The organism is Amycolatopsis sp. ATCC 39116, assembly GCF_000231075.2.
Taxonomy (GTDB): Bacteria; Actinomycetota; Actinomycetes; order Mycobacteriales; family Pseudonocardiaceae; genus Amycolatopsis_E; species Amycolatopsis_E tucumanensis.
In genome coordinates this window covers 151,595-174,559 of the sequence record NZ_AFWY03000007.1, presented here as the reverse complement: position 1 = coordinate 174,559, position 22,965 = coordinate 151,595, and the positions used below count along the sequence as shown (strand labels likewise).

General features: G+C 72.0%; 19 protein-coding genes. 12 read left to right on the top strand and 7 right to left on the bottom strand.

Features of this window, described 5'->3' with window-relative positions; all coding sequences use genetic code 11:
* Positions 1-142: 142 nt before the first annotated feature.
* From AMY39116_RS0311110 to AMY39116_RS0311095, 4 genes are all read left to right on the top strand, one after another.
* Positions 143-1,321: a CaiB/BaiF CoA-transferase family protein gene (locus AMY39116_RS0311110; protein WP_020417735.1), complete on the top strand. Its 1,179-nt coding sequence runs from the start codon at positions 143-145 to the stop codon at positions 1,319-1,321.
* Positions 1,318-2,127: a CoA ester lyase gene (locus tag AMY39116_RS0311105; protein ID WP_020417734.1), complete on the top strand. Its 810-nt coding sequence runs from the start codon at positions 1,318-1,320 to the stop codon at positions 2,125-2,127. The genes AMY39116_RS0311110 and AMY39116_RS0311105 overlap by 4 nt, the downstream gene beginning before the upstream one ends.
* Complete coding sequence (locus AMY39116_RS0311100; RefSeq protein ID WP_020417733.1) at positions 2,124-2,939, top strand: cyclase family protein; 816 nt, start codon at positions 2,124-2,126, stop codon at positions 2,937-2,939. The genes AMY39116_RS0311105 and AMY39116_RS0311100 overlap by 4 nt, the downstream gene beginning before the upstream one ends.
* Before the next feature lie 160 nt (positions 2,940-3,099).
* A complete protein-coding gene (locus AMY39116_RS0311095) occupies positions 3,100-4,503 on the top strand; it encodes an MmgE/PrpD family protein (RefSeq protein WP_027935820.1) in 1,404 nt (467 codons plus the stop codon).
* A 57-nt stretch (positions 4,504-4,560) separates the two neighbouring features.
* Here the strand turns inward: AMY39116_RS0311095 and AMY39116_RS0311090 are convergent, their stop codons facing one another.
* Positions 4,561-5,610, bottom strand: a complete 1,050-nt coding sequence (locus AMY39116_RS0311090; protein ID WP_020417731.1) for a zinc-binding dehydrogenase — start codon at positions 5,608-5,610, stop codon at positions 4,561-4,563.
* Between the two features lie 131 nt (positions 5,611-5,741).
* Between AMY39116_RS0311090 and AMY39116_RS0311085 the strand changes: the two genes are divergently transcribed.
* Positions 5,742-5,954: a hypothetical protein gene (locus tag AMY39116_RS0311085; RefSeq protein ID WP_020417730.1), complete on the top strand. Its 213-nt coding sequence runs from the start codon at positions 5,742-5,744 to the stop codon at positions 5,952-5,954.
* 446 nt (positions 5,955-6,400) lie between these two features.
* Here AMY39116_RS0311085 and AMY39116_RS42665 read toward each other — a convergent pair whose 3' ends face one another.
* The 6 genes from AMY39116_RS42665 to AMY39116_RS0311055 form a co-directional block, all read right to left on the bottom strand.
* The gene (locus tag AMY39116_RS42665; protein ID WP_039791402.1) at positions 6,401-6,898 is read right to left on the bottom strand and encodes a DUF4262 domain-containing protein; all 498 of its coding nucleotides are present in this window, start codon (positions 6,896-6,898) and stop codon (positions 6,401-6,403) included.
* 98 nt (positions 6,899-6,996) lie between these two features.
* Complete coding sequence (locus AMY39116_RS0311075) at positions 6,997-8,742, bottom strand: FAD-dependent monooxygenase (protein ID WP_020417728.1); 1,746 nt, start codon at positions 8,740-8,742, stop codon at positions 6,997-6,999.
* 8 nt (positions 8,743-8,750) lie between these two features.
* Positions 8,751-10,682: a maleylacetate reductase and hydroxyquinol 1,2-dioxygenase domain-containing protein gene (locus tag AMY39116_RS0311070; RefSeq protein ID WP_027935819.1), complete on the bottom strand. Its 1,932-nt coding sequence runs from the start codon at positions 10,680-10,682 to the stop codon at positions 8,751-8,753.
* A gap of 594 nt (positions 10,683-11,276) precedes the next feature.
* Positions 11,277-13,661 carry a GH92 family glycosyl hydrolase gene (locus tag AMY39116_RS0311065; protein ID WP_020417726.1) on the bottom strand — a complete coding sequence of 795 codons (2,385 nt, stop codon included), beginning with the start codon at positions 13,659-13,661 and terminating at the stop codon, positions 11,277-11,279.
* A gap of 49 nt (positions 13,662-13,710) precedes the next feature.
* Entirely contained in the window at positions 13,711-14,562 is an 852-nt protein-coding gene (locus AMY39116_RS0311060; RefSeq protein ID WP_020417725.1) for an AraC family transcriptional regulator, read from the bottom strand.
* A gap of 43 nt (positions 14,563-14,605) precedes the next feature.
* Positions 14,606-14,833: a hypothetical protein gene (locus AMY39116_RS0311055; protein WP_020417724.1), complete on the bottom strand. Its 228-nt coding sequence runs from the start codon at positions 14,831-14,833 to the stop codon at positions 14,606-14,608.
* A gap of 86 nt (positions 14,834-14,919) precedes the next feature.
* Between AMY39116_RS0311055 and AMY39116_RS0311050 the strand changes: the two genes are divergently transcribed.
* From AMY39116_RS0311050 to AMY39116_RS0311020, 7 genes are all read left to right on the top strand, one after another.
* On the top strand, positions 14,920-15,870 hold the full coding sequence (locus tag AMY39116_RS0311050; protein ID WP_020417723.1) for a GlxA family transcriptional regulator: 951 nt from the start codon (positions 14,920-14,922) through the stop codon (positions 15,868-15,870).
* Between the two features lie 15 nt (positions 15,871-15,885).
* Positions 15,886-17,082, top strand: coding sequence for a cysteine desulfurase-like protein (locus AMY39116_RS0311045; RefSeq protein WP_027935818.1), 1,197 nt, complete (start codon positions 15,886-15,888; stop codon positions 17,080-17,082).
* 113 nt (positions 17,083-17,195) lie between these two features.
* Complete coding sequence (locus tag AMY39116_RS0311040; protein ID WP_020417721.1) at positions 17,196-18,521, top strand: cytosine permease; 1,326 nt, start codon at positions 17,196-17,198, stop codon at positions 18,519-18,521.
* 15 nt (positions 18,522-18,536) lie between these two features.
* Complete coding sequence (locus AMY39116_RS0311035; protein ID WP_020417720.1) at positions 18,537-20,087, top strand: hydantoinase/oxoprolinase N-terminal domain-containing protein; 1,551 nt, start codon at positions 18,537-18,539, stop codon at positions 20,085-20,087.
* 2 nt (positions 20,088-20,089) lie between these two features.
* The gene (locus AMY39116_RS0311030; RefSeq protein ID WP_193354345.1) at positions 20,090-21,160 is read left to right on the top strand and encodes a DUF917 domain-containing protein; all 1,071 of its coding nucleotides are present in this window, start codon (positions 20,090-20,092) and stop codon (positions 21,158-21,160) included.
* The gene (locus tag AMY39116_RS0311025) at positions 21,157-22,251 is read left to right on the top strand and encodes a DUF917 domain-containing protein (protein WP_020417718.1); all 1,095 of its coding nucleotides are present in this window, start codon (positions 21,157-21,159) and stop codon (positions 22,249-22,251) included. Before AMY39116_RS0311030 ends, AMY39116_RS0311025 begins: the two co-directional genes overlap by 4 nt.
* The gene (locus AMY39116_RS0311020) at positions 22,248-22,958 is read left to right on the top strand and encodes an SDR family oxidoreductase (RefSeq protein WP_020417717.1); all 711 of its coding nucleotides are present in this window, start codon (positions 22,248-22,250) and stop codon (positions 22,956-22,958) included. Before AMY39116_RS0311025 ends, AMY39116_RS0311020 begins: the two co-directional genes overlap by 4 nt.
* The last annotated feature ends 7 nt before the right edge of the window (positions 22,959-22,965 follow it).

Genomic DNA, 22,965 nt, shown 5'->3' with positions numbered 1-22,965 from the left:
TATCCAGTCATAACTTGACGGAGCGCCGTTATCAGTGCGAACTTGGTGACCAGCGCGATGCGTCGGCGACGAAACAGGATGTTTACCGATGTTCCTCCTGGCGAAACGACGCTCGCCGGGATGAGAAAGGCAGGTACGCCCCATGACGGGCGCATTGTCCGGGATCCGGGTACTCGACACGGCCACCCTCTTCGCCGGCCCGCTGGCGGCGACTCTGCTCGGCGACTTCGGCGCCGACGTGATCAAGATCGAGCACCCGAAGGGCGATCCGGTCCGCAGCCACGGCGCCCAGCGCGACGGGGTCGGCCTGTGGTGGAAGATGCTCGGCCGCGGCAAGAAGGCCATCACCCTGTACCTCGGCGCGCCCGAGGGGCAGGAGGTGTTCCGGAAGATGGTCGCCGACGCCGACGTGGTGATCGAGAACTTCCGGCCGGGCACGCTGGAACGGTGGGGCCTGGGGTACGACGAGCTGCGCGAGATCAACCCCGGCCTGGTGCTCGCGCGGGTCACCGGGTTCGGCCAGATCGGGCCGTACGCGAAGCGGCCCGGGTTCGGCACGCTGGCCGAGGCGATGAGCGGGTTCGCGGCCATCACCGGGGAGCCGGACGGCCCGCCGACGCTGCCGCCGTTCGGGCTCGCCGACGGGATCGCGGCGCTGACGACGGCCTACGCGATCATGACCGCGCTGCGGGCGCGGGAGCAGACCGGGCGCGGGCAGGTCGTCGACCTGGCGATCATCGAGCCGATCCTGACGCTGCTCGGGCCGCAGATCATCGCCTACGACCAGCTCGGGCAGCTGCAGGAGCGCACCGGGAACCGGTCGGTAAACAACGCGCCGCGCAACACCTACCGCACGCGCGACGGCAGCTGGGTGGCGATCTCGACCAGCGCGCAGACGATCGCGGAACGGGTGATGCGACTGGTCGGGCGCCCCGAGCTGATCGACGAGCCGTGGTTCGCCTCGGGCGCGGAACGGGCGAAGCACGCGGATCTGCTCGATGAGGCGGTCGGGTCGTGGATCGCGCAGCGGGACCGCGACGAGGTGGTCAAGGCGTTCGAGGAGGCCGAGGCGGCGGTCGCGCCGATCTACACGGCGGCGGACGTGATGAGCGACCCGCAGTTCGCCGCGCTGGGCACGATCGCGACGGTCGACGACGACGAGCTCGGGCCGGTGAAGATGCAGAACGTGTTGTTCCGGCTGTCCGAGACGCCGGGGCGGATCACGTCGGCAGGCGCCCCGCTCGGCGCGCACACCGAGGAGGTCCTGGGCCGGTACGGGGTGGATGTCGCCGCGCTGCGGGAAAAGGGCGTCGTGAAGTGATTGCCCGCAGCTGGCTGTACGTGCCCGGCGACCGGCCGGACCGCATCGGCAAGGCACTGGCCGGGCCCGCGGACGCGGTGATACTCGACCTGGAGGACGCGGTTTCGGCTGCCGCCAAGGACTTCGCGCGGCGGACCGTGCTGGAGACGCTGGCGTCCGCGTCGGCTTTCGTGCGGATCAACGCGCCCGGGACCTCCGCCGGTGAAGCGGACATCCGCGCGCTGGCAGCGGTTGAGGGGCTCGCTGGTGTGCGCGTGCCGAAGGCCGAGGATCCGGGCGAGCTGCGCCGGGTCGCCGACGCGCTCGGGGTGCCGGTGTACCCCGTGCTGGAGTCGGCGCTGGGGGTGGAGAACGCGTTGGCGCTGGCGACCGCGCACCCGCTGGTGGCCGGGATTTCCTTGGGGGAGGCCGATTTGATGGCGGACCTGCGGGTACGGGATTCCCGCGCGCTGGCGTGGCCCCGTTCGCGGGTAGTGGTGGCGGCGCGGGCGGCCGGGTTGCCGAGCCCGGTGCAGAGCGTGTGGACGGCGGTGCGTGACCGGGACGGTCTGCGTGCCTCGACGGTCGAGGGGCGCGACGCCGGGTTCTTCGGCCGGTCGGTGATCCACCCCGCGCAGATCCCGGTGGTGCACGAGGTGTGCGCCCCCGATCCGGCCGAGACGGCGTGGGCCCGTGACGTGCTCGCCGCGGAGGAGTCGGCCTGGATCGACCGCAACGGACAGTTCGTGGACGCCGCGATCGTGGCGCGCGCCCGGTGGGTGCTCGAGATCGCGGACCAGTACGTGAAGGAAGGCAAGGGTTCATGACACAGGATGCGTTGCTGGCGGCGGTGTCCGGCGGGGTGCGGTTGATCGAGCTGGGTCAGCCGTTCTTCACCGGCATGCCGACCTCGCCGAACCATCCCGGGTTCCGGATGACGTTGATCCGCAGGCACGGGGACATGGAGCGGGCGGACGGCGGTTCGGCGGCGAACGAGATCATCGTGACCGGCGGGCACGTCGGCACGCACATCGACGCGCTGTCGCACGTGAGTCATTGCGGGAAGCTGCACGGGGACGTGGACGCGGCGGAGGCCCAGCAGGGTGGCGTGTTCAAGACCCACGGCGCGGAGAACCTGCCGGGCCTGCTGAGGCGGGCGGTGCTGCTGGACGTGGCGGCGGTGCACGGGGTGCCGGTGCTGGAGCCGGGTTACGGCGTGACGGCGGAGGACCTGGAGGCGGCGGCGAAGCTGGCCGGCGCCGAGCCTGGCCCCGGTGACGTGGCGTTGATCCGGACGGGCTGGGCGCGGAAGTTCTCGGACCCGGTGGCGTACATGGGCAAGGAGTCGGGCGTGCCGGGCGCGGACGTGTCGGCAGCCACGTGGCTGGCCGCGCGGGGAATCGTCGCGACCGGCGCGGACACGACGGCATACGAGCAGATCCCAGCCGGCGCGGGGCACGCGGTGCTGCCGGTGCACCGGGTGCTGCTGGTCGAGTCGGGGATCTTCATCATGGAGCACCTGAACCTGGAGGAGATCGCCGAGTCGGGCGTGCGGGAGTTCGTCTTCATGCTCGCGCCGCTGCGCATCGTCGGCGGCACGGGCTCGCCGGTGCGCCCCCTCGCGGCGGTGGCGGCATGACGCGCTCGTTCCTGCCCACCCCACCACCCATCATCTGCGGCACAGGCTCACCGCGGCGCCCCCTTTGCGGCGGTGGCGGCATGACGCGCCCGTTCCTGCCCGCCCCACCACCCATCCTCGACACCGGCACGCCGGTGCAACCCCTCCCGGCGGTGGCGGCATGACACAAACAATCGTGCAGCGGCTGGCGGAGTTCGCGGCCTCGGTGCGGGCGAAGGGCCTGCCGTCCGAGCTGCGGGACGATGCGGCGCGGCGGGTGCTCGACGTGCTGGGCAACAGCCTCGCCGCCACGTCCGAACGCCCGGCCGCCGCGGTCGGCGCGCTCGTTCGTGAGTGGGGCGGGTCCGGCCGGGCGACGGCCATCGGGTCGGGTGATCGGCTGCCCGAGCCGAGCGCGGCCCTGGTCAACGGGACGCTGGCGCACTCGCTGGACTTCGACGACACCCACCTGCCGTCGGTGCTTCACCCTTCGGCGTCGGTGGTGCCGGCGGCGCTCGCGGTCGCCGAGGCGCGTGGCTGCTCGGGCGCGCAACTGCTGGACGCGATCGGCGTCGGCGTCGAGATCACCGTGCGGCTCGGCATGGCCGGGTACGACTCCGAGCTGGGCAACTCGGTGTTCTTCGAGCGCGGCCTGCACGCCACGGCGATCTGCGGCGCGCTGGGCGCGGCGGTGGCGTGCGCCATGCTGTCCGAAGTGGACGAAGATGGCATCGCGGACGTATTGGGGATCGCGTCGAGCATGGGGTCGGGCCTGCTGGAGGCGAACCGCACCGGCGGTACCGTGAAGCGCGTGCACTGCGGGTGGGCCGCACACGCGGCGGTGACGGCCGCGGGCATGGCGCGGCACGGCATCACCGGCCCGCCGACCGTGCTGGAGGGCCGGTTCGGTCTGCTGCAGGCGTTCTGCGGGGACCAGACCGACGTGGACGCGATCACCCGCGGGCTCGGCGACGAGTGGGAGCTGCCCGGCATCTTCTTCAAGCCCTACCCGTGCAACCACTTCACGCACGCCGGCATCGACGCCGCGCGGCGGTTGCGGGAGCGGGGCGTGGCGGTCGAGGAGATCGAGTCGCTGGAGCTCGGCGCGCCGACCGCGGTGCTGCGCACGATCGGTGAGCCGAGAGAGGACAAGATCCGCCCGCGGTCCGGCTACCACGCCGCGTTCTCCGGCCCGTACACGGTGGCGGCGGGCTTCCTCGGCGGTGGCGGGCTGGGCGTCTTCCACGACGACTTCACCGACGCGGCGGCGGCTTCCCCGGAGCGGCTGGCGTTGGCGGCGAAGGTGACCTGCGTGCCGGACACCCGGTGCGACGAGATCTTCCCGCACCAGTTCCCGGCGGTGCTGCGTGCGCGGCTGCGGGACGGCCGGACGCTGGAGGAACGGGTGGACGCCAACCGCGGCGGGGCGGCGAACCCGCTGTCCGCCGAGGAGCTGGCGCTGAAGTTCCGCCTGAACGCGACGCGCGTGGTGTCCGCGGAGGCGGCGGAGCGGATCACCGAGCTGACGTACGGCCTCGCCGGGCTCACGGACCTCGGTGAGCTGACCCGCCTCCTGCGGGCCTGAACCGCTGGTGGTGACCGCACCGGACCTGTGGCGCGCTCGCGGGTCCGGTGCGGGCGGTCAGGGGACCAGGACCAGTCGAATGGGGTTGCCCTCCTTGCGTTCCAGGTGCTCGACGGCGGTCGCGGCGTCGGCGAGCGGGTAGGTGCCGCTGATGCTGCGGCTCCATTCCAGGCGGTGGTAGCGCGCCAGCTCGATGAGCTGCTCGACCGCGCCCGGCTGGGAGCCGTAGTGGCCGAGCAGGCGCTGGCCGCGGTAGCTGAATCCGATGCCGTCGGTGACCGTGAGCGGTTTCGGGGTCAGTCCGACGAGCACGAGACGCCCGCCGAGGCCGAGGCAGCTCACGGCCTGCTCCCGCACCGGTGGCACGCCGGCCATGTCGAACGCCACGTCCAGCCCGGAACCCCCGGTGACGGCGAGGATCTGCTCGCGCAGGGTGGGGTCGCCCGGGTCCAGCGCGAGGTCGGCGCCGAATTCCAGTGCCCGTTCCCGCGCCGCTTCGAGCGGATCCACCGCGACGATCGGGGCGGCGCCGATCAGCCGGAGCAGCTGCACCGCGTGCGCGCCGAGCCCGCCCGCGCCCCACACGCCCGCCGGCCGGGCCGGCTGGGCCTGGCCGGTGCCGGTGACCGCGCCCCACGGGGTGGACACGGCGTCCGGCACGATCGCGGCCTGCACGAACGGCAGGTCGTCGGGGATCGGGATGAGGGTGTGCTGGCTGGCGAGGGCGTACTCGGCCCAGCCACCGTCGTAGTCGACGCCGCGCGTGCGGACCTGCAGGCACGGGTCGCGGAAGCGCACGCAGTTCGGGCACTGGCCGCACCGCTCCCCCGCCTCGAGTGCGACGCGCTGGCCCTCCCGCCACCGGTCCGGCACGTCGGGGCCGATCGCGTCGATCTCGCCCGCCACCTCGTGGCCGAGGGTGACCTCGGGGGTTTCGAGGAAGAGCGGCGTGAGGGTGCCGTCGATCAGGTGGGCGTCGGACAGGCACACCCCGGCCGCGCGCACCTTGATCCGGACCTGGCCCGGCCCGGGTTCGGGTACCGGCACCTCGCGGACGTCGAACTTGCGCGAGCCGATCTCCAGCCTCCCGGCCAGCATGGTGGCCATGCGGGTCCTCCCGTCGTCGCGGCGGCGTTACCCCAGATGGTGTCCCAGGCGCGTGATTCTCACACGTGACTTCCTCCTTCTTGGCACGATCGGTGGCAGAATGGGAGCTGACCGGACTGGGGAGGTCGCTCATGGTGCTCCTGGTGGTTTTCGTCGGCATCATCGGTTTGCTGCTGGTCGCCGCGGGGGTGCACGACCTGCGCACCCGCCGGAAGCGCCCGGTGAAGCCCTGGACGACGGACGAGCTGGTCGAGCACCGCCGCGACCTGCACGCGGCGCAGGGTGTGGACTTCCGCGTGCGCGACCTCAGCTGGATGGCTGTGCACCGCCGCAAGCCGCGGTGATTGTTCGTGGCCGGCGCCCGGCGTGTGCTGGGGCGGGTTTCAGGGTTTACGAAGCGGGCGGCAATGGGTCAAGCGTTGCGGCCAGGGCGAGTGGGCCGAGCAGCCTCTGGTGCTAGGTGGCTGTCCGCGGGCGGGCGCGACGCGACCGCCTGCCACTGTGGCCCCGGCGAGTGGACTGAGCGCGCCACCACCGCCAGAGCGAGTGGCTGCAGGCACGGCGCCATGGGCGAGGGCATTTTGGCTGCTTGCGGGCCGCCGCCGCGGCCCGAGCGCCTGGCTGGCACTACACGCGGGGCGAGTCGGCTAAGTGCGCCACTGCGGGCGGGGCGAGCGCGCGAGGCGCGCGCCACTGCGGGCGGGGCGAGTGCGTTAGGCGCGCACCCTACGGGCGGGGCAAGTGCGTTACGCGCGCGCCGTTGCAGGCGGGCGTGTGGGCGCCGCGCGGGCTAAGGCCACGGTGGGGTGGCCGTCTGCATGAGGACGGCGCCGGCGCGGGGGCCTAGTACTGGTTGGCGTCCGCCGGGGCCTTGCCAGCCTGCGCGCCATGGCCAGCGGCCTTGTGCGTCGGCGTGGACGAGTTGTGTTGCGCGCACCTCGGGGCCGTACAGGTCGACCGCGGTGCGCAGGTGCACCGACGGCACCTCGACCGCCACGGCTTCCAGCAGCAGGTTTCCCGGGCCCGGTAGGCGCTCCCCCGGCGCCAGGTCCGGCTCGCCCGTTCGGAGCAGGTGCGCGGCGACCTCGTTGAGCACGTCGCGCGCCCGGTGGGGCTCCATGGCTGTCACCACCAGCTCCGGTCTGCCCCGGCCCGTCAGTCCCGCCGTGTAGGCCCACGGCGGCCGATATCCGTTGCCCTCGAACGAGATCACCGCCCAGCCGTGCTCGGCGATGATCTCGCACAGGTGTCGCAGGTGCCCGCCCGGCCGGTCGCACTTACCGCACATCGTCTCCCCCTCGGAGTTCGGGTCGCTGTGCGATCGACTATGCAGGGCGGCACCGACAAAAAGACAGTCCCGCCCCCGGCGCATTCACCCGATCGTGGCTAATTGGGGGAAAATTGACGGTGCAGCACCTGGTTCAGCACATCACGGAGAACCCCAACGTGCCCGGACGGCACATCGGACACGGATCGCCAGGCCACGTAGCCATCCGGACGAACCAGGAGACAACCGGCCTCGTCGAGGTCCGACACCCGGCGCCAGTCACCGTAGGCATCCCGAGCACCGGCATCACCGATCCGCACTGCCCGCAGCGACAGCTCCTCGGCCGCGGAAACCCAGCCACCCCCGGCGAGACCGGTCACCACGGTGAACTCGCCACGGCCAACTACATCCAAAGTAGACAGACGCTCGCCGTGCTCGTCCACCAGCCACGCGTGCGGCAGCTTCGCCCCGGGCCTGGTCGAGGGCTGGTGGAACAGCTCCGGATCCCGCTCCCATACCTCCGGCGGGGCGTCGTCCGGGATCACCGCCCCCGACGCGTACCGCTGGTTCAGCTCGACACCGTGCGCGTTGAACTCGTAGTTCTTCAGCTCGATCGCCTCGTGCAGCGCCTGCCGCCGCTTTACGCCCTCCGGATCGTCCGCCCGGCACGCCGCCAGCCCGGCCACGATGCCCTCGTCGTCACCACCACCGGCGATGCCCAGCGCGGCGAAGATCGGCCCGAACTGGTCGCGGCTCAGGTTCGCCCGGTCCACGATCTGCCTGCCCACCGGCGCCCGCTCCGCCGTGTAGGTGTCGAGCAGCCCCGGCCCCGCCTCGCCGCGCAGCACCATCGCCAGCTTCCACGCCAGGTTGTAGGAGTCCTGGATGGACGTGTTGGACCCGAGCCCGTTCGACGGCGGGTGCCGGTGCACCGCGTCGCCCGCGCAGAACACCCGGCCACGCGAATACTCGGTGGCGTAGGAGTGGTTGACCGTCCACAGTGAAGTCAAGGTGATCTCGACGTCGACCGAGGCGTCGCCGACCAGGTCGTGCACGATCTGCCGCGCGGTCGCCTCGTCGACCTCCGGCGGCGGCTGCTCGATGTCGTAACCCCAGGTCAGCAGCCACTCGTCCCACGGCCGTACCATCCGCACCAGCCCCATCCCGATGCCGCCGAGGTGCGCGCCGGGCCGCATCACCCAGTACAGCACACTCGGCCGGTGCGCGACGTGCCGCGACAGGTCGGCTCGGAACACGATGTTCATGCTCCCGGCCTTGCCGCTCTGCCCGGCGATCGGCAGCCCGATCTGCTCGGCCACCAGGCTGCGCCCGCCGTCCGCGCCGATCAGGTATCGCGCGCGCACGGTGAACTCGTCGCCCCGCACCCGGTCGCGCAGCCGCGCGGTCACGCCGTCCGCGTCCTGTTCCAGGGACAGGAATTCGGTGTCGAACCGCACCTTCGCGCCGCGGGCCGCGGCGTTGCCGATCAGGATGGGTTCCAGGTAGGTCTGCGGCAGGTCGATCATGCCGCACGGACTGGCCGCCGCGTATTCGCTGAGCGACCGCGGCCCGGTGCCCCACGTGCGGATGCGGCCGATCTCGTCACCGGCGAGCGACGTGCACAGCACGGTGTCGCCCATCAGTTCCTGCGGGGTGCCCGCGGCGAGCGCCTCCTTCTCGACGCCGGCGTCCCGCAGCACCTCCAGCGTGCGCTGGTTGGTGATGTGGGCGCGCGGGGTGTTCGCGACCCAGCCGTACTTGCTGACGAGCAGCGTGTCCACGCCGTAGCCGGCCAGCAGCAGTGCCGCCGATCCGCCTGCGGGTCCGCTGCCGACGACCAGGACGTCGGTGTCGTAGGTCTGCATGGAAACTCCTAGCGCGCGATGCGGAAGGTGAACTCGAGCAACCGCCACTCGCCGTCGACGGCCCGTCCGTCCGGGGTGGGGCCGTGCCGCGGGACGAAGTCCACGACGAGGGAGTCCTTCACGCCGAAGACGGTGTCGCCGCGCCCCGACGAGGCGTCCAGGTACGGCCCGCCCTTGACGAACAGCTGCGTGATCAGCTGCTGGTGGCCCGGCGCGTTGATCATGAAGTGCACGTGCGGCGCCCGCCACGGGTGCCGCCCGGTGGCCGTGAGCATCTGCCCGACCGGGCCGTCCTCCGGGATCGGGTACTCGTTGGGCAGGATCGACCAGAACCGCACGCGGCCGTCGGCGTCGCTGCGGAAGCGCGCCCGCAGCACCGGCCCGTCGAGGTCGGGCAGCTGGACGTCGTAGTAGCCGTCCTCGTTGGCCTGCCAGACGTCGACGACCGCGTCGGGGACGGGCTCGCCGTCCGGGTCGGTGACGCGGATGTCCGCCCACATCGGCGTGCCGGGCAGTCCCCGGGCGATGTCGGTGCCCTGCTCGGCGGCCGGCGGGCCCTCGACGTAGAACGGGCCGAGCACCGCCGAGGGTGTGGTGTCCGGGGTGCGGGAGTTGGTCAGGACGTCGACCGCGCTGGACACCCCCAGCACGTCGGAGAGCAGCACGAACTCCTGCCGCGTGTCGGTGGTGATGTGGCCGGCGCGGGTCAGGAAGTCGATGGCGTACTGCCATTCGTCCTGGGTGACGTCGTTGGCGGTGACGTAGTGGTGCAGGTGCCGGACGAGGTCCGTGACCAGCTGTTTCGCGCGCGGGTCCGGCGTCTGGTCGAAGCTCGCGACGACCTGCCGGGTGAGCCAGCCCAGGTCCGGCACGGCGCGTCCGCCGCCCGGGCGGGTGCCGTGCCACGCCTGCCGCAGCAGCTCCTCGATGCCCTCGCGGGTCAGCTCGCGCGGGTTGGGGTACGGCTTGGCGGTGGCGAGTTCGGCTGCGCGCGGAAGGTCGTCGAGGCTCATGCCCAGCTCCCGCAGCGACGTCGGCCCGCCGCAGCGGACGACGAGGTCGTGCACGCCGCTGGGCGCGTCGGTGGTGCCGAGCGCCGCCGCGATGCGGGTCATGACCTCGGTCGCGGCCGGGGCGTTGTAGGCCATGGCGTGCGGGAGGATCACCGTGTGGGTCTCGGCGTGCGGCAGGTCGAACGAGCCGCCGAGGGTGTGGCAGAGTTTGTGGTGCAGGCTCATGCCGACGGTGGCCAGGCAGGTGCCGGCGAGCCACGCGGCCTGCAGCAGATCCGCCCGCGCGTCCACATCGGACGGTTCGTCGACGAGGACGGGCAGCGACCGGGCGATGCGGGTGATCGCGTCCAGGGCCATGCCGTCGACGATCGGGTTCGCCTGCGGTGCGTACAGCGCCTCGACCGCGTGGGCCATCGCGTTGATGCCGCTGGTGACCGAGACGGCGACGGGCAACCCGAGGGTCAGGTCGACGTCGTAGATGACCGTTTCGGGCAGGATGGCAGGTGAGGACCGGGTGGTCTTGCGGCCGTTCTCGGTCTCGCCCAGGACCGGCGTGACCTCGGAGCCCGCGTAGGTGGTCGGCAGGATGACCTGCGGCAGGTCGGTGCGCACGGCGAGCGCCTTGGCCAGCCCGGTGGTGGAGCCGCCGCCGATCGCGACCAGGCAGTCCGCTTGGTGTTCGGTCAGGACCGCGAGGGCCTGCTCGGTGACCTCGACGGGCGTGTGCATGGCGGCGCCGTCGAACTCCGCGGCGAGCAGCGGTCCCAACGCGTCGCGCACCGGCTGCGCGGCATCGTGGAGTGGCGGGCTGGACAGCAGCAGCACCCGAGTGCCACCGAGCCGCGCCACCTCCTCGCGCACCTGAGCAACCGTCCCCGAGCCGAAAACGACCCGAGCCGGATGAGCCGAGTAGACGAAGCCCCGCATCGCGCTCCACTCCCTTGACACCGACGTGTCGACCAGTATCGGCGGTGGTGGGGAGCGGCGCCTGCACGGAATGCGCGTTCTTCGGCACAAAAGAGGCGCGAAGCGGCCTTGGGCTTTGAACAAAACCCGAGCTGGGTGGTCATCCCGTCGCCTGACACTGGACGATCACCTTGAGCCAGGGCCGCAACCCAGGCCGCCAACCGGCAGCCGAACATGCCAACCTTGCGGCCCTGGCTCAAGGTGATATGCACAAACCGGAAGGCGACGGGATGACCACCCAGCGACCAGCCACCCGAGGCGAGACGAGGCACCCAACCCCTGGTCATCCCGGAGCCTGCCCGTCCGGCGAGGACTCTTTTGATCTTTAGAGCCGCGCCTGCGCGCGGAAACAGCGCCTCACGGCGCTCGAAAGGTCACCTTACGACCACCCCCGCCCCCGATGCCTGATTGTGTTTCAGTCGCCGAGCAGCCGTGTCAAGGCGGGAAAGAGTACCTTGACACGCCTGATCGGCGACTAAAAGCAGGCTGTGGATCGGGGGCGGGGGAGGTCTGGTTGGGGTAGTCGGTCTTCTTGCGTTGCCGGGTGGCGGTTTGTTAGTGCTGGGCGTGGTCCACTGGGAGGTCTTTGCCCCACGTGGTGTTCGGTGTTGCGCCGACCGTCACGGTGATCGAGCCGCCGTGGTTGATCACCTGCTCGGGTAGCCAGGACCTGTCGGTCGTCCTGCCGTTCACCGACACCGACTGCACGTAGATGTTCGCCGCCGACGCTCGTGGGGCGCTCATCGTGATCGTCGGACCACCGTCGCGCTTGATCCACGCCTTTTCGAACATCGGGCTGGACAACAGCATCTCCGCGCGGCTCGGGGTCTGCGGGTACATGCCCAGCGCGGCGAACACGTACCAGGCCGACATGGTGCCCAGGTCATCGTTCCCGGGCAGGCCGCTCGGGCCCGTCCGGTACACCAACGACGCCATCGCCCGGACCGTCTCCTGCGTCTTCCACGGCTGCCCCAGCCCGTTGTACAACCACGGCGTGTGGATGCCGGGCTCGTTCGTCGGGTCGTAGCGGAAACCGTCGCCGCCCGTGGCCCATGAACCGTCGGGGCGGTGGAAGAACGCGTCGAGCCGCGCCGCCGCCACCGACGGGCCGCCCATCGCCGCCGCCAGGCCGGACACATCGTGCTGCACCATCCACGTGTACGTCGCGCTGGTGCCCTGCGCGAAACCCACATCGGACGTCGCCGAGAACGGCTGCACCCAGCTGCCGTTCGCGAGCCGGGCCTGCTGGTAACCGCCCTCGGGGGTGGCCGCCGGGTTGAACGTGTTGCGCCACCAGCTCGCCCGCGGCATCAGCTCGCGGTACTCGGCGCCGCGCCCCAACCGCGACGCCCAGTCCGCCAACGCGAAATCGGCGGTCGCGTCCTCCAGCGTCTCCGCTGCGCCGCCCCAGCAGTGGCACGTGTCCTGCGGCGCGTACCCGAGCCGCTCGTACTCCGCCAGGTTCGGCCGCTGCCCCTCGCACTGCCCGGGGCAACCCGCGTCCGACAAGCCGGACGGGTGCGGCACCGTCGCCTGGCGCACCAGCGAGTCGAACGCGCCACGCACGTCGAAGTTCCGCACACCCATCGCGTAGAACCCGGCCAGCGTCGGCGCCGACGGGTCACCGGTCATGACGTGCGTGGGGCCGTTGACGTGCACCCACCGGTCCCACACGCCGCCGTTCTGCTGCGCCAGGTTGTACAGCGACTGCGCGAAATCCCCCGCCACCCCGGGTTCCAGCAGCGCGAGCAGCTGCGTGTGCGCCCGGTACTGGTCCCAGCCGGAGAAGTTGCCGTACTGCGCCCGCTGCCCGCGCGCGAGCCGGTGCACCGCGAAGTCGCTGCCCAGGTAGGTGCCGTCGACGTCGCTGGCGATGTTCGGCTGCAGGAACGAGTGGTAGAGCGCGGTGTAGAACGTGGTGCGCTGGTCCTCGGTGCCGCCGGCGATCTCGATCGAGCGCAGCTGCTTCGACCACGCCTCCCGCGCGTCCGCGGCCACCGACTCGACGTCGTCCTTCGGCTTGACCTCGGCGGACAGGTTCTTGCGCGCCGCGTCGAGGCTCGTGTACGAGATGCCGACCTTCATCGTGACGTCGGTGTCCGTGAAACTGACGTAACCGCCCGATCCCCGGCCCGCGCGGTCGGCGCCGGTCGCGTAGCCCTCGCCGCCGCTCGCGGTCGTCGTGCCCGGCCGCAGCTGGTCGTTCACCCACGTGCCGGTGCCGGAAAACGCTTTGTCGAACGACGCCACGAAGTACAGGCGGTAGTAGCTCTTGCGGTTGTTGATCCCGCCGTTGGCGCGGCGGCCGCAGAACGCGCCGGTCAGCACGGAACCGGTGACCGTGCGGGTCGCCGGGTCGATGGTGATCTCGGCGTCCTCGCTGCCGTTGAGCGAGTTGGACACCCGGAACAGCAGGTTCGCGGTCTTGCCCGCGGGGAAGGTGAACTCGCCGACACCGGCCCGGGTGGTGACGGCCAGATCGGCGGTGGCGCCCGAGTCCAGGCCGACGCGGTAGTGCCCGGGTTCGGCGAGCTCGTTGTCGTGGCTGAAGTTGCTCGCGTAGATCTCGTCGCGGGTGTCGGCGGTCGGCGAGGACGTGACGTCACCGGCGAACGGCATGATCGGCACGTCACCGGCGGCGCCGGGGTGGCAGCCCGCGCCGTTGACGTGGGTCAGCGCGAAACCTCGCACGCGCGGCGTGTTGTAGGCGTAACCGTTGGCGCCCGCGGCGTTCGTCTGGTCGCCTGCCGTGGTGGTCGGGCTCCACGAGATCATCCCGAAGGGCCGCACCGCCCCGGGATAGGTGTTGCCGCCGCCCGCGGAACCGATGAGCGGGTCGACGTAGCGGGCGGGGTCGGTGACCTTGGCGGGCGCCGCGTCAGCGGGCGGCGCGACGAGGAGGGAGCCGGCCATCGCGGCGGCCAGGAGGGTGCGGATCACACGAGGATCTCACCCGCTGGTGCTGTCCAGGACGTGAACGATCTTCGTCCTAGGGGTGATCCCTTCGGTACGCGGCGGGGGTGGTGCCCAGCCGGCCGCGCATCACCCGGGTCAGGTGCTCCTGGTGGGAGAACCCGCACCGCACGGCGACTTCGGGGATCGGCAGCGTGCTGCCACGCAGCAGCCGGCAGGCGTGCTCGACGCGCAGGCGCATCAGGTACCGGTGCGGGGTTTCGCCGGTCGCGGCCTTGAACCGGCGGGTGAACTGGCTGACGCTCAGCGCCGCGACGGCCGCGAGCTCCGCCAGCGGCAGCGGTTCCGCGAGCCGCTGCTCCATGAGCTCCCGCACCGCGGCGAGCTGCGTCCGGGACAGCGCGGCCGACTCCGGCTCCACGGCCGTCCCGTAGCGGTGCGCGAGGTGCGCCGCGAGCAGCCCGGCGAGGTGGTCGACGTAGGTCCGGGCCGTCGGCGTCCACTGCCGCAGCACGCCGTCCAGGCCCAGCATCACCTGCTCGGCCAGCGGATCGGCGACCACGACCTCCTCGCCGAGGCCGACCGGGCCACCGGCGGCGTCGCGCAGCACCGAGTCGGGCAGGTAGGCGTGCACGGTCCGCAGCTTCCCGCCGAGTTCCACGGTGAGATCGCGGCCGGCCGGGTGGAGGAACAGCCCGCCGGCGGGGATGTGCGCCACCTGGTGCCGCCCGCGGCGCACGGTCACCGGGCCGTCGAGGTGCAGGATCACCAGGTGGGTGCCCGCCGCGTCGAAGCTCGCGCGGTAGGGCGCTTCGGCCTGCGTCGAGACGTAGAGCCGGTCCCACCCGAGGCCCGCGCTGGAGCGGGCCGGGTGGATCCACGGCTGGCGCAGGATGCCGTTGGTGTCGGCCAGGCTCAGCTCGGGCACGCGTCCTCCTCGGCGTCGAGGTCGTGCCCAGTCTAGGTCGCCGTCAGGCGCGCGAAAGGTGGTGACGAGTCCGCGGAGCCGGAGCGGTCCGGATCTCCGGGCGGGCGGCCTCCAGCCGGCGGGCGGCCACCTCGCCGCGGATCCGGAGCGCGTCGCGGTCCTCGATGTCGAAGCTGCCGGACATCCGGGACGGCGTCTGGCGGCGGTGGTTGCGGTTGAGGCCCCACACGATCAGGGCGATGAGCAGGAGGAACATCAGCAATTCGGTCATGGCAGAAATTATTCGCTCCGCCAGAACCTGCCACGAGTGGCAGAACGGTCCTTGTCCGGCAAAATTCTGCCAGTTACTCTGACGGCATGCTCCGCACCGTGGCCGCCGTGCTGGTCGATCGTGCCGCCGTCTTCGAGTTCGGCGTCGTCTGCGAGGTCTTCGGCATCGACCGGACCGAGGACGGCGTGCCGCCCATCGAGTTCCGCGTGTGCGGCGAACGGCCAGGCGAACCCCTCCAGTCCGGCGTCGGCGTGCAGTTCATCCCCGAGCACGGCCTCGACGGGCTCGACGGCGCCGACCTGGTCGCCATCCCGGCGGCCGCCGTTCGCGACGACTACCCGCCCGCGGTGCTCGACGCCATCCGGCGGGCCCACGCGAACGGTGCCACGCTCCTGACCGTCTGCAGCGGCGCGTTCCTGCTCGCCGCCACGGGCTTGCTGAACGGCCGCCCGTGCACCACGCACTGGAAGCACATCGACGAGTTCAAGCAGCGGTTCCCCGAGGCCATCCTCGATCCGGACGTGCTGTTCGTGGACGACGGCGACATCATCACCAGCGCGGGCACCGCGGCCGGGATCGACGCGAGCCTGCACTTCGTGCGCCGCGAGCTGGGCTCGGCGGTGGCCACCGCGATCGCGCGCCGCATGGTCGTGCCCCCGCAGCGCGACGGCGGTCAGCGGCAGTTCGTCGAACTGCCCATGCCGGAGTCCACCGCGGACAGTCTGGAACCGGTGCTGACGTGGATGGTCGAGAACCTCGCCGAGGAGCACACGGTCCCGGCGCTGGCCCGGCGCGCCCAGATGTCGGAGCGGACCTTCGCCCGCCGGTTCGCCGCGGAAACCGGTACCACGCCGGTGAAGTGGCTGACCACGCAACGCGTCCTGCACGCCCGCACGCTGCTGGAGACCACCCGGCTGAGCGTCGAGGAGATCGCGCGCGAGTGCGGGTTCAGCACGGGAGCCCTGCTCCGGCACCACTTCCACCGGGTGATCGGGGTGTCCCCGCACGACTACCGGCGCACGTTCGCCGGTTCGTGAGGCATGCTGGGCCGCGTGGCCTATGACGTAACCGCAGTACGCAAGCACTTCCCGGCGCTCGACGAGGGCGCCGCGCACTTCGACGGCCCCGGCGGCTCGCAGGTGCCGGACGTGGTCGGCGAGGCCGTCGCCAGGACGTTGTGCGCCGCGATCGCCAACCGCGGCTCGGTCACCGCGGCCGAGCGCCGCGCCGAGGCGGTCGTCGCCGAGGCGCGCCAGGCCGCCGCCGACCTGCTCGGCGCCCAGCCCGGCGGTGTCGTGTTCGGGCGCAGCATGACCCAGCTGACCTACGACTTCTCCCGCGCGCTGGCGAAGACCTGGCAGCCTGGCGACGAGGTCGTGGTGACCCGCCTCGACCACGACGCGAACATCCGGCCGTGGGTGCAGGCGGCGGAGGCGCGCGGGGTCGCGGTGCGGTGGGCGGACTTCGACCCGGCGACCGGTGAGCTGCCGGTCGAGGCCGTGACCGGGTTGCTGTCGGACCGCACCCGGCTGGTGGCGGTGACCGCGGCGTCCAACCTGCTCGGCACGCGCCCGGACATCCCGGCGATCGCCGCGGCGGTGCACGAAACCGCGGCGCTGCTCTACGTCGACGGTGTGCACCTCACGCCGCACGCGCCGGTCGACGTCACGGCGCTGGGCGCGGACTTCTACGGCTGCTCGCCGTACAAGTTCCTCGGCCCGCACCTGGGGCTGGTCGCGGCCGCGCCCGAGCTGCTGGAGACCCTGCACCCGGACAAGCTGGCGCCGTCCACGAACGCCGTGCCGGAGCGGTTCGAGCTGGGCACGCTGCCGTACGAACTGCTCGCCGGGACCACCGCGGCGATCGACTTCCTGGCGGACCTGGTGCCCGGCGACGGCACCCGGCGGCAGCGGCTGCTGCGGTCGCTGACCGAGCTGGAGGAGCACGAGCAGGCCCTGCTCGACCGGCTCGACGCGGGCCTCGCGGACATCCCCGGCGTGACCCGGTACGGCTCCCCCACCCGGCGCCGCACGCCCACCGTCCTGTTCTCGGTCGAGGGTGTGCCGTCGCAGGTGGTCTACGAGCGGCTCGGCGCGCAGGGCGTGAACGCGCCCGCGGGCAGCTTCTACGCGCTGGAATGCTCTCGCCACCTGGGGCTCGGCGACACCGGAGCGGTCCGGGCCGGCATCGCGCCCTACACGACGGCCGCCGAGGTCGACCGGCTTCTCGACGGGGTCCGGAGCCCCTGACCGGGCGAGGTGCACAGGCGTGACGGCGAGCCTGTGCACCTCGCACAGTGACCGGGGCGTTGGCGCTGTTTACGGTGCTGGGAACCGTTTCCTCTCCGGATAAGGAGGTCGGCATGGCCTCGTCAGTCGGTGTCGACGACTACGCCCTCACCAGAGTCCCGGACAGCGCCCGCTACTCGTGGTGGTCCGTCGCGATCCAACGGTTCGGCCAGGTGTCCGCGCTGTCGCAGTTCCTGCTCGGCGCGACCGTCGGCTTCGGGATGGGCTTCTGGCAGGCGTTCCTCGCGTTCACCCTGGGCTCGGTCATCCTCGAGCTCATCACGATCCTCGTCGGCGTGATCGGCATGCGCGAAGGCCTGTCGACCTCGATGATCGCCCGCTGGACCGGCTTCGGCCGCGGCGGGTCGGCGCTGATCGGGCTCGCGATCGGGATCAGCCTCATCGGCTGGTTCGGCATCCAGTCCGCGGTGTCGGCGCAGGGCCTCGTCTCGCTCATCGGCGGCCTGCCGGAGTGGGCGTGGGCGCTGGTGTTCGGCCTGGTCGTGACCGCGATCGTGGTGCGCGGCTTCCACTCGATGGCGTGGACGGCGTACCTGACCGTGCCCGCGTTCCTGATCCTGGTCGGCTGGTCGATCATCTCCGAGCTGTCCAGCCACGACGTCGGCGCGCTGGTGTCGTCGGCGCCGCCAGGTCCGCAGCTCAGCCTGTTGGAGGGCACGACGCTCGTCGCAGGCGGGTTCATCGTCGGCGCGGTGATCACGCCGGACATGACGCGGTTCAACCGCACCACCGGCGACGTGGTCAAGCAGACCCTGGTCGGCATCACGCTCGGCGAGTACGTGATCGGCATGGCCGGTGTGCTCCTGGCGCACGCGGTGAAGTCGGCCGAGATCACCACCATCGTCACGTCGTCGGTCGGCTGGGTCGGCCTGCTGATCGTGATCGCCGGGACCATCAAGATCAACGACTGGAACCTGTACTCGTCCGGGCTCGGCGTCGTGAACTTCATCGGCACCGTGTCCGGCCGCAAGGCCCACCGCGGCCTGATCACCGCGGTGCTCGGCATCGTCGGCAGCGTCCTCGCGGCGGCCGGGATCCTCGGGGCGTTCAGCGACTTCCTCACCCTGCTCGGCGTCGCGTTCCCGCCGATCGCCGGGATCATGGTGGCCGAGTACTTCGTGGTCAAGAAGTGGCGCGGCGAGCTGGAAGCCGCGCGCGCCAAGGGAACCGTGCCCGAGGACGCCCCCGTGTGGGTGCCGGCCACGATCGTGGTCTGGGTCGCCTCCGCGTTGATCGGCAAGTTCGTCGAGTGGGGCCTGCCCAGCATCAACTCGCTCGTCGTGGCCTTCCTGCTCTACGTGATCGCCGGGAAGCTCGGTCTCATCCGGAGTGTCGGCCGCAGCCGCACCGCCGACGCCGACCCCGTTCCCGCCGTCTAAGAAAGGAATTTCCCAGTGCGCATCGGCATCGACGTCGGCGGCACCAACACCGACGCGGTCCTGCTGGACGGGCGGCAGGTGCTCGCCTCGATCAAGACCAGCACCACCGAGGACGTCACCTCCGGCATCGTCGCCGCGATCAACGGCCTGCAGCAGCAGCGCGCGTTCGACCCGGCCGCGGTGCAGGCGGTGATGATCGGCACCACGCACTTCATCAACGCGCTCGTCGAGGCGCACCGGCTCGCGCCGACCGCCGCGGTGCGGCTCAGCCTGCCCGCCGGCGCGTCGCTGCCGCCGATGGTGGACTGGCCGCAGCGGCTGGTCGACGCGGTGTCCGGGCGCAGCTACCTGGTGCACGGCGGGCACGAGTTCGACGGCCGCCACATCGCCGAGCTCGACGAGTCCGAGCTGCGCAAGGCGGCCGAGGACATGGGCGCCAACGGGGTGCGCAGCGTCGCGATCACCTCGGTCTTCTCCCCCGTGAACGCCGAGTTCGAGGCGCGCGCGGCGGAGATCATCGCCGCCCAGCTGCCGGAGGTGGCGATCTCGCTGTCCCACGAGATCGGCCGCATCGGGCTGCTGGAGCGGGAGAACGCGACCGTCATCAACGCCGCGCTGCGGGAACTCGCCGCGCACATCGTGGACGGCCTGGCCGCGTCGGTGTCCGGCGCGGGCATCACCGCGCCGCTGTACCTGAGCCAGAACGACGGCACGCTGATGGACGTCGACTTCGCCCGCCGCTACCCGGTGGCGACGTTCGCGTCCGGCCCGACCAACTCGATGCGCGGCGCCGCCGTGCTGTCCGGTTTGGACACCTGCGCGGTGGTCGACGTCGGCGGCACGACCAGCGATGTCGGCGTGCTGCGGCAGGGCTTCCCGCGCGAGGCGACCACGGACGTCAGCGTCGCCGGGATCCGCACCAACTTCCGCATGCCGGACGTGCTGTCGATCGGCATCGGCGGCGGCAGCCGGGTCCGCGGCGGCGCGGGTGACGTCACGGTCGGGCCGGACTCGGTGGGCTACGAGCTGACCTCGAAGGCCCTGGTCTTCGGCGGGGACACGCTCACCGCGACCGACATCGCGGTGGCCGCGGGCCGCGCCGAGATCGGCGATCCGAGCCTGGTCGCCCACCTCGACCGCGACCTGGTGCGGGCCGCGCTGGAGAAGATCGCGGCGGACGTCTCCGACGTCGTCGAGCGGATGCGCACCTCGGCCGAGCCGCTGCCGGTGGTCGCGGTCGGCGGTGGGTCGGTGCTGCTGCCGGACGAGCTGGCCGACGCGGGCAAGGTGCACCGGCCGGAGAACTACGCGGTCGCGAACGCGATCGGCGCGGCCATCGCGCAGATCGGCGGCGAGGTCGACCGGGTGTACGCGATCGAGCCCGGCCGCCGCGAAGCCGTGGTGGAGGAGGCGAAGCAGGAAGCCGTGGACCGCGCCATCGCCGCGGGGGCCAGCCCGGCCTCGGTCGGGATCGTCGACTTCGACGAGGTGCCCATCCCCTACCTGCCCGGCAACGCCACCCGCATCCGGGTCAAGGCCGTCGGCGACCTGCAGCTGGGAGCGTGACGATGCGCGAGATCACGATCGACCACCTCGACGACATCGCCCGCGGCGCCGCGATCCTCGGCACCGGCGGCGGTGGCGACCCCTACATCGGGCGCCTGCTGGCGTCCTCCGCGGTCCGCGACCACGGCCCGGTCGAGCTGGTGCCGCTGGAGGAGGTCGGCGACGACGCCGTGGTCCTGCCCGTCGCGATGATGGGCGCGCCCACGGTGATGGTCGAGAAGCTGCCCTCGGCCGAGCAGGTCGGGCTGGCCGCCCGCACCCTGGCCACCTACCTGGGCAAGGAGCTGACCCACATCGCGTGCGCCGAGGCCGGCGGGGTCAACTCGCTGATCCCGGTGGTCGCGGCGGCGCAGCTGGGCCTGCCCCTGGTGGACGCCGACGGCATGGGCCGGGCGTTCCCCGAGCTGCAGATGGTGCTGCCCACGCTGTACGGCATCCGCGCGACCCCGATGTCCATCGCCGACGAGAAGGGCAACCGCGGCGTCCTGGACACGGTGGACAACCACTGGGCGGAGCGGCTGGCGCGGTCGGCGACGATCGACATGGGCTGCTCGGCGATGATCAGCAACTACGCGATGTCCGGTGCGCAGGCCCGCGAATCGCTGGTGCCCGGCACCCTCAGCCTGTGCGCCGAGCTGGGCGTCGCGGTGCGGCAGGCGCGAGCCGAGCACGCCGATCCCGTCGCCCGTGTGGTCGAGCGGCTGGGCGGCCGGAAGTTGTTCACCGGCAAGGTCGTCGACGTCGCCCGGCGGACCGTCACCGGCTTCGCCCGCGGCGAGGCGAGGCTGTCCGGAATGGACGGTGACGCGGGCAGCGAGATGGTGCTGAAGTTCCAGAACGAGCACCTGGTCGCCGAGCGGGACGGCGTCGCGCAGGCGTCCGTGCCGGACCTGATCTGCTGCCTCGACCGCGAATCGGGCGAAGCCGTGACGACCGAGGGCCTGCGGTACGGCCAGCGCGTCACGGTCATCGCCGCGCCCGCGGACCCGCGCTGGCACACGCCGGAGGGCATCGAGCTGGCGGGGCCGCGGTACTTCGGCTACGACCTCGACCCGGTCGGGGTGCCCGCGTGAGCTGGACACTGACCGAGGAGCACCTCGAAGATCTCGCGCGCGGCGCGGCCGTGCTCGGCACCGGGGGCGGCGGCGACCCGTACGTGGGCAGGCTGCTGGTGCGGCAGGCCATCCGCGAGCACGGGCCGATCACGATCCTCGACCCGTCCGAGGTCGGCGACCACGAACTGGTCGTGCCGACCGCGCAGATGGGCGCCCCGACCGTCGTGCACGAGAAGCTGCCCAGCGGTGCGGAACCCGTACTGGCACTGCGCACGCTGGAAAAGCACCTGGGCAAGCGGGCGAGCGCGACGATGCCGATCGAGTGCGGCGGTATCAACTCGATGATCCCGCTGGTCGTCGGCGCGCGGCTGGGCCTGCCGGTGGTGGACGCGGACGGGATGGGCCGCGCGTTCCCCGAGCTGCAGATGGAGACCTTCGGCGTCTACGGCGTGCCCGGGTCGCCGATGGCGATCGGCGGTGAGCGCGGCGAGACGACGGTGATCGACACCGGGACCGACAACAAGCGGATGGAGTGGCTGGCACGCGGCGTCACGATCCGGCTCGGCGGGGTCGCGCACATCGCCGAGTACGCGATGAGCGGCGCGGAGGTCAAGCGCACCGCGGTGCCGCGCACGTTGTCGCTGGCGCTGACGGTGGGCCGCACGATCCGCGAGGCGCGGGAACGCAACCTGGACCCGATCGCGGCCCTGTCCGAGGCGTTGCGCGACACGCTGTACCGGAACCTGCGGGTGCTGTTCCGCGGCAAGGTGTCCGATGTGGAGCGCCGCACCGAGGCGGGGTTCGCGCGCGGGCGGGCGCAGGCGGTGTCGTTCGACGGCGAGCACAAGCTGGAGCTGCTGTTCCAGAACGAGCACCTGCTGGCGCTGGTCGACGACGAGGTGCGGTGCCTGGTGCCGGACCTGATCTGCGTGCTGGAGTCCGAGTCGGCCGAGCCGATCACGACCGAGACGCTGCGCTACGGCCAGCGGGTCGTGGTGGTCGGCATCTCGACGCCGGAGCTGATGCGCACGCCGGAGGCGCTGGCCACGTTCGGGCCGGCCGCGTTCGGGTTGTCCTACGAGTTCACGCCGGTGGAGGAGTTGGTATGAGCCTGGCGGATCGGGTCGTGGTGATCATCGGCGGCGGTTCGGGCATCGGGTTCGAGGTGGCGCGGCGGGCGGCCGACGCGGGAGCTCAGGTGTTCCTGGGCGGCCGCACCGCGTCCACGCTGGCGGCCGCGGCGGCGAAGATCGGCGCGCGGTGGCACGTCGTGGACAACACGGACTCCGACTCGCTGGCCGAGTTCTTCGGCGCCGTGCCACGCGTGGACCACCTGTTCACGCCCGGCGCGTCGTACCGGACCGGGCCGATGCGCGAGTTGTCCGACGAGGACGCGGCGAGCCCGTTCGTGACGAAGTTCTGGGGCCAGTACCACGCGGTCAAGCACGCGGCGCCGAAGCTGTCGCGCGACGGTTCGGTGGTGCTGATGTCCGGCGCGGCGAGCGTGCGGCCACCCGGGCCCGCGCCCGCCTACGTCGCGTGCAACGCGGCGATCGAGGGGCTCGGCCGCGGGCTGGCGGTGGAGCTGGCGCCGGTGCGGGTCAACGTGGTCGCGCCCGGCACGATCGACGGGAACCTGTGGTCGCAGCGGCCCGCCGACGTCCGCGAGGCGAGCTTCGCGCAGTACCGCTCGGACACGGTGCTGCACCGCGTCGGCACCGAGTCCGAAGTGGCCGACGCGGTGCTCTACCTGTTCGGCGCCACCTTCACGACGGGCTCGACGCTCTACCCGGACGGCGGCTACTCGTTCCGGTAGGGCCGTT